Raw genomic sequence first — 12574 nt, 5'->3', positions numbered from 1 at the left:
CGTGTCAGGCGCGTGACGGACAGGACCGTCACAGAACTGTTGCGTTCGCGACCCATCATCCGCGCCATGACGACACCGCCGATCGAACTCGAAGTCGACGAGCTCCCCACGCGTCAGCGGCATTTCCGCGTCGCGGTCGTGACGGAGACCTATCCGCCCGAGGTCAACGGCGTGGCGCGCAGCATCGCCTGCGTCGTCCAGGGCCTCCAGGCCCGCGACCACGCGGTGCAGCTGCTGCGCCCCCGACAGGCGCCCGCCGGCACGCCGCCGGTGCCCGACGCGCCCGTCGACGAGGTGCTGATGCGCGGCCTGGCCGTGCCGCGCTACCCGCACCTTCGCATGGGCGTCGTGTCCAAGCGCACGCTGGTCAACCTGTGGGCCAGCAAGCGCCCCGACATCGTCCACATCGCGACCGAAGGTCCGATGGGCTGGTCGGCACTCCAGGCCGCAAGGCAGCTCAAGCTGCCCGTGGTGTCGGAGTTCCGCACCAACTTCCACGCCTACGCCCAGCACTACGGCATCGGCTGGCTGCGCCGGCCGCTGCTCGCCTATCTGCGCAAGTTCCACAACCGCTGCCACTCGACGATGGTGCCCAACGCCGCCCTCGCCGGCGAACTGATGGCGCAAGGCTTCCGCCACGTCAGCGTCATCGCGCGCGGCGTCGACACGCAGCTCTTCCACCCCTCGCGCCGCAGCGACGCGCTGCGCGACAGCTGGGGCGCAGCGCCCGGCGATCCCGTGGTGCTGCACGTCGGCCGGCTCGCCGCGGAGAAGAATCTCCAGTTGCTCGTCGATCTCTGGCCGGCAGTCCGTCAGCGCCATCCGCGCGCGCGGCTCGTGCTGGTCGGCGACGGACCGGCGCGAGCCGACTTCCAGCAACTCCTGCCGCCGTCGTCCAACGTCGTCTTCGCCGGCATGAAACACGGTGAGGACCTCGCCGCCTGCTACGCCAGCGGCGACCTGTTCGCCTTCCCCAGCATCACCGAGACCTACGGCAACGTCACGCCAGAGGCGCTGGCCAGCGGCCTGCCGGTGATGGCCTACCAGTACGCCGCGGCGGCATTGCTCGTGCGCGACGGCATCAACGGCGGGCTTGCGCCGTTCAACGATCCCACGAGCTTCCAGACGCGCACGCTGGCCCTGCTGGACGACCTGCCAAGGCTCCGCGCCATGAGCCTCGCGGCACGTGGCAGCGCGGAATCGCTCGACTGGGACGGCATCGTTCAGGGCATCGAGCAGGTCTACGCCTCCGCGATCGACGGCACTTCCGTGGCGCTGCGCGCCGGCTCCCACCTCTCTGGTCTCGAAGCCCGCGCGCACTGAACCGCTCGCTGCTGACGAAGGGCGCCCGGGGCCGGCGGCGTTGTCCGCCTTCCCCATCTGACTGGGCGCCGTCTGTTCGAGCAGAGCGAACCGCAGGTGAGCGTCGCGAGTTGGCGCCCCAAGGCGGACGACGCCGCCGGCCCCGGGCGCTCTTCGTCCCGCTCCACCGACTCAACCGGCGATCCCACCTTCCACAACGTCGTCGGACGGGGTTTCACGCCGCGCACGACGGCGGATCATCAAGATCAGCACGCCCGTGAACACGACGACGCCGAGTCCGCTCATCAGCCAGACCAGCGGTACGCCCATGGCCTGCAGCAGTGCGTAGACGCCGAGCATCAGGAGGATGCTCAGGTTCTCGTTGAACCCCTGCACGGCGATCGACCGGCCGGCGCTCAGGATCTGCACGCCGCGGTGCTGCAGCAGTGCATTCATCGGCACGACCATGGCTCCCCCGACCGCGCCGACCATCACCATCGCCGGCAAGGCCCAACCCAAGGAAGTCACCCACGGCGTCGCCAGCATCAGCGCGCCCAGCATCAGACCGAGCGGCATGACTCGCAACGAGTGGTGCAGCGCGATCCATCGTCCCGCAAGACCTGCCCCCGCGACGACGCCGATCGCCACCGTCGCCTGCAGGTAGGCGCCCTGGTTGAGCCGCAAGCCCAGCACGTCCTGCGCCCATTGGAGGACCGCCAGCTGCAGCGTCGCACCCGCGCCCCAGAACAGCGTCGTCATCGACAGCGACAGCCGCCCGCCCAAGCGATCGCGCCACAAGGCCCGGTTCGAGGTCCGGAAATCACGCAGGATCTCGCGCAGGCGGCGTGGCGGCTTCGGATAGACGATGCCGCTCTCCGGCACCCGGAGCTGCAGCACCGCGGCCAGCGCGTAGACCCCGAGAAGCGCGCAGAGCGACGCCGTCAGCGGCCGGGCGACGCCCAGTTCCCCGATCGCCGCCATCCACCAGGGACTGACCAGCAGCCCGCCCACCATCGTGCCCAGCAGCACGGAGCACACGACCGAGACCTCGATCCAGCCGTTCGCCGCCACGAGCCGCGTCGGCGGCACGATCTCGGTGATCAACCCGTACTTCGCCGGCGCGTAGCAGGCGGCGGCGGTGCCGACGATCCCGAACGCGAGCAGCGGATCCAGCCCCGCCGCCATCGCGCCGACGCCGATCGCCTTCAGGCCATTCATGCAGGTCATCAGCGCGACCTTGGGCCAGGCGTCCGCGATCAGCCCGACCACCGGCGCCAGCCCCACGTAGGCCAGCGTGAAGCACAGCTTCAGCAGCGGCGCCCACCAGACCGGCTGCCCCATCTCGCGCAGCAGCGCGATGCCGACGATCAGGAGCGCGTTGTCGGCCAGGGCGGAAAAGAACTGGGCGGCGATGAGGGTGTGGAAGCGTGGGGGCATGGGCGCGCGGAGTGCGCGGCGAGTCTGCGTCAGTGGCGTGACCGCGTGTTGACAACGAATTGACACGCCCCCCACGCGCACCCACCCGGCACCCCCTCCACGATCAGCGACAATCCGCCCTCTATGTTTGCCCTGTTCGAAGACGCCGGAAAATTCCTCGCCGGCCGCATCCTGTCCGAAGCCGATTCCTCGATGCAGATCGAGCTCGAATCCGGAAAGCGCGTCAAAGTGAAGACCGCCCATGTCCTGCTCAAGTTCGACAAGCCCTCCCGGCCGAACTGATCGCGGACGGACAGCGTCTGGCCGAGGAGATCGACCTCGATCTGGCCTGGGAGTTCGCGCCCGAAGGCGAGTTCGGTTTCGCCGACCTCGCCCGCGACTACTTCGACGCCAAGTCCACGCTCGCCCAGCAGGCCGGCGCGCTGTTCCGGCTGTTCGAGGCGCCGCACTACTTCCGCCGCATGGGCAAGGGCCAGTTCAAGAAGGCGCCGGCCGAGACCGTCAAGGCCGCCCTGCTCGGCATCGAGCGCAAGAAGCAGATCGCCGCGCAGATCGAGCAGTGGGCCGCCGAACTGGCCGAGGGCCAGTGCCCGGCGCCGATCGCCGACCAGATCTACAAGATCCTGTTCCGCCCCGACAAGAACGGCCCGGAGTACAAGGCCGTCGTCGAGGCCGCCAAGCGCAGCCACAAGGCACCGCTGGACCTGCTCAAGGACGCCGGCGCGATCGCCAGCCCCTACCAGTTCCACTGGAAGCGCTTCCTCTTCGAGCATTTCCCGAAGGGCACGAACTTCCCTGCGCTGTCCGCGCCCGAGATCAAGGACGCGCTGCCGCTCGCTCCGGTCCGCGCCTTCTCGATCGACGACTCGGCCACGACCGAGATCGACGACGCGCTGTCCGTCCAGGGCCTGGGCACCGGCACGGTGATCTTCGGCGTGCACATCGCCGCGCCCGGTCTTGCCATCCAGCCGGACTCGCCGGTCGACAAGGTCGCCCGCGAGCGCTTCTCCACCGTCTACATGCCGGGCTGGAAGCTGACGATGCTGCCGGACGACGTCGTCCAGGCCTACACGCTGATCGAGGGCCGTGACTGCCCCGCCGTCAGCATCTACCTGACGATGGACGAGGCGACGCTGGAGATCACCGCGCGTGAGACCAGGCTCGACCGCGTGCCCATCGCGGCCAACCTGCGCCACGACAAGCTCGACGACGTCATCACCGACGCGACGCTGACCGGCGACGCGCCGGCCGACTACGACTTCGCGCCGGAACTGGCCTTCGCCTACCGGCTCGCCAAGGACCTCAAGTCCAAGCGCGAGGTCGTGCGCGGCAAGCCCGAGACCTTCAACCGGCCCGACTACAACTTCCGTCTCGACAACGAGGGGGTCGAACCCGCCGGTGCCGAACAGGTCAGCATCACGACGCGCAAGCGCGGCACCGCGCTGGACCTGATCGTGGCCGAGGCGATGATCCTGGCCAACTCCAGTTGGGGCGGCTTCCTCGCCGAGTGCGGCGTGCCCGGCATCTACCGCAGCCAGGCCAGCCTCGCCCCCGGCATCAAGGTCCGCATGGGCACCAAGCCCGCGCCGCACGCCGGCATGGGCGTCGCGCAGTACACCTGGGCGACGTCGCCGCTGCGCCGTTATGTCGACCTGGTGAACCAGTGGCAGATCATCGCGTGCGCCCGCCACGGCAAGACGGCCGCGCTGGCCGCACCGTTCAAGCCGAAGGACGCGCAGCTGTTCTCGATCATCTCGGGCTTCGACGCGGCGTACAGCGCGTACAACGGTTTCCAGTCCGGCATCGAGCGCTACTGGACGCTGCGTTATCTGCAGCAGCAGGGCATCACCGAACTGACCGCGTCCGTGCTGAAGGACGGCCTGGTCCGCGCCGACGAACTGCCGCTGGTGTTCCGCGCGCTCGGCTGCGAAAGCCTGCCGCGCAACGCGCACGTGAAGGTGCGCATCACGGGACTCGATGAGCTGACGCTGGATCTGCATGCCAACCTGGTCGAACGCCTCGACGCCGAGGCCGCACCGGCCCAGGCCGACGAAGGCGCCGACGAGGACGAGGAACCCAGCGGCGTGCTGACGCTGGCGATCGACGTCAACGACGACGGCTCCGACACCGCGAAGGGCGGCGACGGCGCGGCGCCGACCTCGTCCGCGCCCGCGCCCGCCGCTTCCTGATCCTTCCATTTCAAGATGCCCAAGCTCAGCCTTTTGCACTACGCGCTGATCGCCTCGGCCGGGGTGCACCTGGGCCTGGGAACGTTGAAGCTGGTCGCGCCGGAGCAGTTCGACCGGATCTTCCAGGACGAGCCGCTCGAGGTGATCCTCGTCAACGCGCGCGGCCAGGAAGCGCCGTCCAAGGCCCAGGCGCTCGCGCAGGCCAACCTGGCCGGCGGCGGCGAAATGTCCGCCAACGTGCGGGCGACCTCGCCGCTGGCGCCCTCGCCGATCGAGGAGACCGGCGACAGCATCGAGCTCCAGAAGAGCCAGATCCAGCAGTTGCAGCAGGCGCAGGAACAGCTGCTGACCGTGCTGCGCCGGCAGCTGGCCATGCTGCCGCCGCCGGATCCCGCGCGGGAGAAGAGCACCGCCGAGGGCCGCCAGATCGCCGAACACCGCCGGCAGCTGGTCCAGACGCTGGCCGAGATCGAGAAGCGCGTGAACACCGAGAACGCGCGGCCGAAGAAGCGCTATGTGAGTCCGCCACCCGCGAGACCGTGCATGCGCTCTATTACGACCAGCTGCGTCGTCGGATCGAGGCGCGCGGCACGCGCGACTTCCCCAGCTACCAGGGCCGCAAGCTCTATGGCGAGCTCACGATGAACATCCAGGTCGACTACCGCGGCCGCGTCGTCGAGACGGAGATCGTCCAGGGCTCGGGCAACGCGGTGCTGGACCGCCGCGCCGTCGCCATCGTGCGGGCGAGCGGGCCGTTGGGGCAGTTCACGTCGGAGATGCGGCGCGGCGCGGAGGTCCTCGTGATGACCTTCCGCTTCCGGTTCAACCGCGATGAAAGCGTGGAGACGACGCTCAGCTCCCAACCGTCCTGAGCGTCAACACGTCGGTCGTCCTGTTTCCATGGAACTGTCATGAGCGTTGATCCATCCGCATCGACTTCCGGCCCGGCCTCCAAGCCGACTTCCCCTGAGAGCGCCGGCGTCGACCGCTACGTGGTCGCCGGCAATCCGGTGGCGCACAGCCGCTCCCCCGAGATCCATGCCACCTTCGCCGCGCAGACCGGCCAGTCGCTGGTCTATGAGCGGCTGCTCTGCCCGCTCGAGGGTTTCGAGGCGTCGATCCGTGCGTTCGTCGCCGCCGGCGGTCGCGGCTGCAATGTCACCGTGCCGTTCAAGTTCGAAGCCTTCCGGTTGGCCGCACGCAGGACGCCGCGCGCGCAACTGGCCGGCGCGGTCAACACCTTCCGCTTCGACGATGCGTCGGCGGGCGGCTGGCTCGGCGACAACACCGACGGCGCCGGTCTCCTCGCCGACATCGAGCGCAATGCCGCGCGTCCGCTGCAGGGTCAGCGCGTGCTGCTGATCGGCGCCGGCGGCGCGTCGGCGGGCGTGCTCGGCAGTCTGATCACCGGGCGACCGGCGGTGATCCGCATCATCAACCGCAACGCCGACAAGGCTCTGGCGCTCGCCGACAGCCATCGCGCCTGGGCCGCCGAGCACGGCGTGCGCCTGAGCGCCGGGGGCCTCGACGAGGCCGCGCCCGACGGCCGGCACGACGTGCTGATCAATGGCACCAGCGCCTCGCTCAGCGGCGCCGGCCTCCCGCTGCCCGATCCGGAGGCGTTGGTGCTCGCGCGCGGCGGTCTGGCTGTCGACATGATGTATGGCCCGTCCGCGATGCCGTTCCTGAATTGGGCGGCCGATCAAGCCGGCCCCGGCGGCGCGACGCGCGACGGCCTGGGCATGCTGGTCGAGCAGGCTGCCGAAGCCTTCCTCCTCTGGCGCGGCGTGCGCCCCGACAGCGCGACCGTGCTCGCGGACCTCCGCCAGCGGCTGGTCTCCCACTGAGGCCTCGAGGCATGAAACAGTTCTGGCGCTTCGCCGGGATGCTGCTGGTCAGCGTCCTCTGCCTGCAGCTCTTCTTCGCGGCGCGCATCGCGCTGATGGCGGTCGTGTCGCCGCAGTCGACGACCTTCCAGCGCTCCGAAGCGATGCGGCTGCTGCGCGAGAAGCATCAGATCCTCTGGTCCCAGCAGTGGGTCGACGACGCCCTGATCAGCCGCAACCTCAAGCGCGCCGTGATCGCCAGCGAGGACGCCGGCTTCAACGAACACGGCGGCGTCGACTGGGACGCGCTCGAGAAGGCCTGGGACAAGAACCAACGTGCGCAGGAGCAGGCCGACAAGCGCGCCGCACGGCTCGCCAGGATCAATCCCGCCAAGCCGCCGCCCGTTCCCAAGATCATCGGCGGGTCGACGATCTCGCAGCAACTGGCCAAGAACCTCTTCCTGAATTCCGAGCGCAACCTGGCGCGCAAGGGCCAGGAACTGGTGCTGACGCTGATGCTGGAGGCGATGCTCAGCAAGCAGCGCATCCTGGAGATCTACCTGAACAACGTCGAGTGGGGCGAAGGCGTGTTCGGCGCCCAGGCGGCGGCGCGTCACTACTACCGCATCGACGCGTCCCGGCTCGGGCCGAACCAGGCCGCCCGGCTGGCGGTGATGCTCCCGGCGCCGAAGCGGTTCGAGAAACGCCCAGGTTCGCCCTACGTGCTCGGCCGTGCTGGCACCATCGAGGCCCGGATGGGCGCGGTCGAGGTACCCTGACCGCTTTTCAGGCGCTTTTGTTCGCGCCCTCCGGACCGCCCGCCCCGGGCCGGGAGACCGCCATGACATCCGAACTGACGATTGAGATTGCCGCCACCGCCGCCCGGCTGGTGGTGGAGGAAGGCCTGGAATACGGCCCCGCCAAGTCCCGCGCGCTGAAGGTGCTGGGGCTGCCGCCCCGGACCGCGCTGCCCAACAACGATGAACTCGAGGACCAGGTCCGCGAGTATCTGGACATCTTCTGCGCCGATACCCAGCCCGCCGAGTTGCAGGCGCTACGAGAGCTGGCCGCCGTCTGGATGGAGCGCTTGGCGGAGTTCCGGCCGCACCTGACCGGCGCCGTCTGGCGCGGCACGGCGACGCGGCTGTCCCACATCCACCTGCAGCTGTATTGCGATGACAGCAAATCGGCGGAGATCGCGCTGCTGAACCAGGGCATCGATTTCGACGTCGGCCAGTCGCGCAATGCGAAGGGCGAGACGGTGGACCAGTTGATCCTCGACGCGCCCTGTCGCGCGCTGAACGAACGCGTCGCGATCGCCCTGACCATCCTGGACCATGACGACCTGCGCGGCGGGCTCAAGCCCGATGCCCGTGGCCGGACCGAACGCGGCGACCTCGGCGCGCTGCGCCAACTGATGAATTCGAAGGACGACTGAATGCAACGACGCGCTGTTCTGGGATTGGGCGCCGCTGGCCTGGTGGCGGCAGGCGCGGGCACGTATCTCGCCCTGCATCATGAAAAGCAGGCGGCGGAAGGCGGCCCGGGAGGCGGCGCGCCGTCCGGCCCGTTGTCGGCGGAAGCTGCGGCGTTCTGGAATGCCAGCTTCGACACCCTCGATCAGCAGACCTATCAGCCGGCCAAACATCTGCGCGGTAAGCCGCTGCTGCTGAATTTCTGGGCAACGTGGTGCGCGCCCTGCGTCAAGGAGCTGCCTGAGATCAACCAATTCCACGACGAGTTCAGCGCGCAGGGTTGGCAGGTGCTCGGTCTGGCCGTCGACGCGCCGACGCCGGTGCGAGGATTCCTGGAGAAGATCCCGCTGAAGTTCCCCGTGGCGCTGGCGGGATTCACTGGCACTGATCTCTCGAAGACCTTGGGCAACGCCAAGGGCGGTCTGCCATTTACCGTCGCCTTCGGTATCCAAGGGGAACCAATCTGGCGCAAACTGGGTGCGACGAATCTTGAGGAACTGCGCGCGATGGCGCGCGCCAGCAAAGTCTGACCCCGGGTCAACCCCTAGAAGCGGCGGTCCGCAGCCATAGCGACCGCCCCAGGGCCGGTCAAGCTCTTTATTTTTGGGCTGCTGCCGGGATCTGGTCTCAAAACGCGTAAAGTCCACCCTTTTACGCTTCTAGTGTCTTCGCTCTAATTGGCGGGACCGGTCGCTGAATGCAAGTCCTGGTACTACACGGCCCCAACCTCAATCTGCTCGGCACCCGCGAGCCTGGGGTGTATGGCGCGACCACTTTGGCGGAGATCGATACAGATCTTCGCCAGATCGCGCAGGAAGCCGGCGTAGCTCTGGAGAGCTATCAGAGCAACCATGAAGGTGCGCTGGTGGACCGCATTCAGGCGGCGGGTCGCGATGGAACGCGCTTCATCCTGATCAATCCGGCGGCCTACACCCACACCAGCGTCGCGATCCGCGATGCGCTGGCGGCGGTGGCGCTGCCGTTCGTCGAGGTGCACCTGTCCAATATCCACAAGCGCGAGCCGTTCAGGCATCACAGCTACCTGTCGGCGCTCGCGGAGGGCGTGATCTGCGGCCTGGGCCCGACCGGTTACCGGCTGGCGCTGCAGTTCGCGATCCAGCAGTTGAGCCGGCCAGCCTCGTCCACCTGAGCGCCGCGGTCCGTCGATCCCCGTCGCGGACCGGAAGACATCACCGAAGATCACCACCGATCACCGATCCCCGTTGGAGAGTTCTTATGGATTTGCGCAAGCTCAAGACCCTGATCGACCTCGTGTCCGAGTCGAACATTTCTGAACTTGAAATCACCGAGGCCGATGGCAAGGTGCGCATCGTCAAGTCCGATGGCCAGCCCCTCGTGGCCGCCATGCCCGTGATGCAGGCCGCGCCGCAGGTGGCCGCCCAGCCGGTCGCGGCCCAGCCGGCCGCCGCCGCGGCGCCCGTCGCCGCTCCGGCGCCGGCCGTCGAGACCGGTCACATCGTGAAGTCGCCGATGGTCGGCACCTTCTACCGCGCGTCCAGCCCGAATGCCAAGCCGTTCGCCGAAATCGGCCAGCAGGTCAAGGAAGGCGACGCCATCTGCATCATCGAGGCGATGAAGATCATGAACGAGATCGAGGCCGACAAGTCCGGCACGATCGTCAAGATCCTGGCCGAGAACGGCCAGCCGGTGGAATACGGCCAGTCGCTGATCGTCATCGAGTAAGGCGGTCCGAGATGTTCAAGAAGATCCTCATCGCGAATCGCGGGGACAAGGCCGCAGGCCTTGCGGCGAAGCCACAGCGCAGTCCGCGCGCAGCGCGGCAACGCAGTTGAGCCGAGGCGCAGATGTTTAAAAAGATCCTGATCGCCAATCGAGGCGAAATTGCGTTGCGCATCCAGCGCGCATGTCGCGAGCTGGGCGTGAAGTCGGTCGTCGTGTATTCGGAAGCGGACCGCGACGCGAAGTACGTGAAGCTGGCCGACGAGGCCGTCTGCATCGGCCCCGCGCCGTCCGCGCAGAGCTACCTGTCGATGCCGGCCATCATCGCGACGGCCGAAGTCACCGACGCCGAGGCGATCCACCCCGGCTACGGCTTCCTGTCCGAGAACGCCGACTTCGCCGAGCGCGTCGAACGCAGCGGCTTCACCTTCATCGGCCCGACCCCGGAGAACATCCGGACCATGGGCGACAAGGTCTCGGCCAAGCAGGCCATGATCAAGGCCGGCGTGCCCTGCGTGCCCGGCTCCGAGGGCGCCTTGCCGGACGACCCGAAGGAGATCGTCCGCATCGCCCGCGCGATCGGCTATCCGGTCATCATCAAGGCGGCCGGCGGCGGCGGCGGACGCGGCATGCGCGTCGTCCACACCGAGGCCGCCCTGGTCAACGCGGTGCAGATGACCAAGGCCGAAGCGGCCGCGGCCTTCGGCAATCCGCAGGTCTACATGGAGAAGTTCCTGGAGCATCCGCGCCACGTGGAGATCCAGGTGCTGGCCGACGGGCAGAAGAACGCCGTCTGGCTGGGCGAACGCGACTGCTCGATGCAGCGCCGCCACCAGAAGATCATCGAGGAAGCGCCGGCGCCCGGCATCCCGCGACGACTGATCGAGCGCGTGGGCGACCGCTGCGCCGCCGCCTGCAAGAAGATGGGCTACCGCGGCGCGGGCACCTTCGAGTTCCTGTACGAGGACGGCGAGTTCTACTTCATCGAGATGAACACCCGCGTGCAGGTCGAGCACCCGGTGACCGAGCTGGTGACCGGCATCGACATCGTGCAGATGCAGATCCGCATCGCCGCTGGCGAGAAGCTGCCCTTCACGCAGCGCAACATCACGATGCGCGGCCATTCGATCGAGTGCCGCATCAACGCCGAGGATCCGGTCAAGTTCATCCCGTCGCCGGGCCGCATCACGATGTGGCACCCGCCGGGCGGCCCTGGCGTGCGCGTGGACTCGCACGCGTACACCAACTACTTCGTGCCGCCGAACTACGACTCGATGATCGGCAAGATCATCGTCCACGGCGACACCCGCGAGCAGGCGCTGGCCCGCATGCGGATCGCGCTGTCGGAGACCGTCATCGAAGGCATCCAGACCAACATCCCGCTGCACCGCGAGCTGATGGCCGATGCGAAGTTCATCGAGGGTGGCACCGACATCCATTACCTCGAACAATGGATGGCGGCGCATAAACGTTGACCACCCCGACCGGCTTCGCCGGCCCCTCAAGAGGCGAGCCCGGTGGCCTGGCAAAGCCAGTTCCACGGGCTCCGCCGGGTCCACACCCAAGCGAAGCTGGCACGGATCGTTGAGCGACAATACCGAGGCCCTCAGGCGTGGACGCGAGTCCGCCTTGAGGGCTTCTCCATTTCAGAAGTCCACCGAAGTCCCGGAGCCGCCATGAGCGAAGACCACGCCAACGATCCCCTGCTGCACGAGCTCGTACTCATCTGCCGCGAAGAGGACGTCGAGACCGTCAGCGACGCGCTGATGGAGGTGGACTCGCTGGCCGTGTCGGTCGAGGACGCCGACGCCGACACCCCTGCCGAACGCGCGCTGTTCGGCGAACCCGGCATGCCGGCGCCGCGCGCGGGTTGGGATCGTTCGGTCGTGAAGGCACTGTTCGCCACCGAAGAGGAGGCGACCGAGGCGGCGACGCTGCTGCTCGCGCAGGACTGGGCGGAGGACGTGCACGTCCAATCGATCCAGACGATCGCGCAGCAGGACTGGGTCCGGCTGACGCAGTCGCAGTTCGCGCCGGTCGAGATCACGCCGGAGTTCTGGATCGTGCCGTCCTGGCACGAAGCGCCCGCGCAGGCGAAGCAGGTGATGCGGCTCGATCCGGGCCTGGCCTTCGGCACCGGCACGCATCCGACGACGCGCATGTGCCTGCGCTGGATCGCGCGCCACGGCGCCGAGGCGGCCGGCTGGGATCGCGTGCTCGACTACGGCTGCGGCTCGGGGATCCTCGCGATCGCCGCCGGTCTGTTCGGCGCGAAGGCCATCGACGCCGTCGACATCGACCCGGCCGCGTTGATCGCTTCGACGCAGAACGCCAAGGACAACGGCGTAACGCTGAACGCCGCGATGCCGGACGCCGCCCGGGGCGAGTACCCGGTCGTGCTCGCCAACATCCTGGCGACGCCGCTGAAGCTGCTGGCGCCGCTGCTGTGCAACCACCTGCGCCCCGGCGCGCACCTGGTGCTGGCCGGCATCCTCGAGCGCCAGGCCGATGAGTTGAAGACGGCCTACGCGCCGCATGTCCAGCTCGAGGTCGCGGACAGCGAGGACGGCTGGATCCTGATGACCGCGCGACGCGCGGTCTGACGACGACAACCCAGCCCCCGCCGCCTCACCACCGCCCCATC

10 protein-coding genes and 2 pseudogenes are annotated in these 12574 nt (G+C 68.4%); 11 read left to right on the top strand and 1 reads right to left on the bottom strand.

Annotated elements, in window-relative coordinates:
- The first annotated feature begins 66 nt into the window (after positions 1–66).
- A complete protein-coding gene (locus tag ACFJIX_RS11900) occupies positions 67–1323 on the top strand; it encodes a glycosyltransferase family 4 protein (RefSeq protein ID WP_377160225.1) in 1257 nt (418 codons plus the stop codon).
- 171 nt (positions 1324–1494) lie between these two features.
- Here ACFJIX_RS11900 and lplT read toward each other — a convergent pair whose 3' ends face one another.
- Complete coding sequence (lplT, locus tag ACFJIX_RS11895) at positions 1495–2739, bottom strand: lysophospholipid transporter LplT (protein WP_377160223.1); 1245 nt, start codon at positions 2737–2739, stop codon at positions 1495–1497.
- A gap of 123 nt (positions 2740–2862) precedes the next feature.
- Here lplT and ACFJIX_RS11890 point away from each other — a divergent pair.
- From ACFJIX_RS11890 to prmA, 10 genes and pseudogenes are all read left to right on the top strand, one after another.
- A pseudogene (locus tag ACFJIX_RS11890) lies at positions 2863–4928 on the top strand (ribonuclease catalytic domain-containing protein).
- 15 nt (positions 4929–4943) lie between these two features.
- Positions 4944–5800 (top strand): annotated as a pseudogene (locus ACFJIX_RS11885) (energy transducer TonB).
- Between the two features lie 39 nt (positions 5801–5839).
- On the top strand, positions 5840–6775 hold the full coding sequence (gene aroE, locus ACFJIX_RS11880; protein ID WP_377160221.1) for a shikimate dehydrogenase: 936 nt from the start codon (positions 5840–5842) through the stop codon (positions 6773–6775).
- A gap of 11 nt (positions 6776–6786) precedes the next feature.
- The gene (locus ACFJIX_RS11875) at positions 6787–7533 is read left to right on the top strand and encodes a transglycosylase domain-containing protein (RefSeq protein WP_377160219.1); all 747 of its coding nucleotides are present in this window, start codon (positions 6787–6789) and stop codon (positions 7531–7533) included.
- A 62-nt stretch (positions 7534–7595) separates the two neighbouring features.
- The gene (locus tag ACFJIX_RS11870) at positions 7596–8192 is read left to right on the top strand and encodes a hypothetical protein (RefSeq protein WP_377160217.1); all 597 of its coding nucleotides are present in this window, start codon (positions 7596–7598) and stop codon (positions 8190–8192) included.
- Entirely contained in the window at positions 8193–8759 is a 567-nt protein-coding gene (locus ACFJIX_RS11865) for a TlpA family protein disulfide reductase (RefSeq protein WP_377160215.1), read from the top strand.
- A gap of 167 nt (positions 8760–8926) precedes the next feature.
- Complete coding sequence (aroQ, locus tag ACFJIX_RS11860) at positions 8927–9379, top strand: type II 3-dehydroquinate dehydratase (protein ID WP_377160213.1); 453 nt, start codon at positions 8927–8929, stop codon at positions 9377–9379.
- 86 nt (positions 9380–9465) lie between these two features.
- Positions 9466–9933 (top strand): acetyl-CoA carboxylase biotin carboxyl carrier protein, encoded by a 468-nt coding sequence (accB, locus tag ACFJIX_RS11855; protein WP_377160211.1) that lies wholly within the window; start codon positions 9466–9468, stop codon positions 9931–9933.
- Between the two features lie 122 nt (positions 9934–10055).
- Complete coding sequence (gene accC, locus ACFJIX_RS11850) at positions 10056–11405, top strand: acetyl-CoA carboxylase biotin carboxylase subunit (protein ID WP_088406404.1); 1350 nt, start codon at positions 10056–10058, stop codon at positions 11403–11405.
- A gap of 231 nt (positions 11406–11636) precedes the next feature.
- Entirely contained in the window at positions 11637–12533 is an 897-nt protein-coding gene (gene prmA / locus ACFJIX_RS11845) for a 50S ribosomal protein L11 methyltransferase (protein ID WP_377161730.1), read from the top strand.
- Positions 12534–12574: the final 41 nt, after the last annotated feature.

Origin of the sequence: Roseateles sp. UC29_93 (assembly GCF_042695725.1) — a bacterium.
In the GTDB taxonomy this organism is placed as follows: domain Bacteria; phylum Pseudomonadota; class Gammaproteobacteria; order Burkholderiales; family Burkholderiaceae_C; genus Roseateles; species Roseateles noduli_A.
Note: the sequence above shows the minus strand (reverse complement) of the source record. Positions and strands in the feature narration are given on the sequence as shown.

What these genes read in the sequence shown, in the direction of transcription:
- lplT (WP_377160223.1), bottom strand. Translation starts at nt 2,739, where the DNA reads ATGCCCCCACGCTTCCACACCCTCATCGCCGCCCAGTTCTTTTCCGCC.
- ACFJIX_RS11870 (WP_377160217.1), top strand. Translation starts at nt 7,596, where the DNA reads ATGACATCCGAACTGACGATTGAGATTGCCGCCACCGCCGCCCGGCTG.
- aroQ (WP_377160213.1), top strand. Translation starts at nt 8,927, where the DNA reads ATGCAAGTCCTGGTACTACACGGCCCCAACCTCAATCTGCTCGGCACC.
- ACFJIX_RS11865 (WP_377160215.1), top strand. Translation starts at nt 8,193, where the DNA reads ATGCAACGACGCGCTGTTCTGGGATTGGGCGCCGCTGGCCTGGTGGCG.
- aroE (WP_377160221.1), top strand. Translation starts at nt 5,840, where the DNA reads ATGAGCGTTGATCCATCCGCATCGACTTCCGGCCCGGCCTCCAAGCCG.
- accC (WP_088406404.1), top strand. Translation starts at nt 10,056, where the DNA reads ATGTTTAAAAAGATCCTGATCGCCAATCGAGGCGAAATTGCGTTGCGC.
- ACFJIX_RS11875 (WP_377160219.1), top strand. Translation starts at nt 6,787, where the DNA reads ATGAAACAGTTCTGGCGCTTCGCCGGGATGCTGCTGGTCAGCGTCCTC.
- accB (WP_377160211.1), top strand. Translation starts at nt 9,466, where the DNA reads ATGGATTTGCGCAAGCTCAAGACCCTGATCGACCTCGTGTCCGAGTCG.
- ACFJIX_RS11900 (WP_377160225.1), top strand. Translation starts at nt 67, where the DNA reads ATGACGACACCGCCGATCGAACTCGAAGTCGACGAGCTCCCCACGCGT.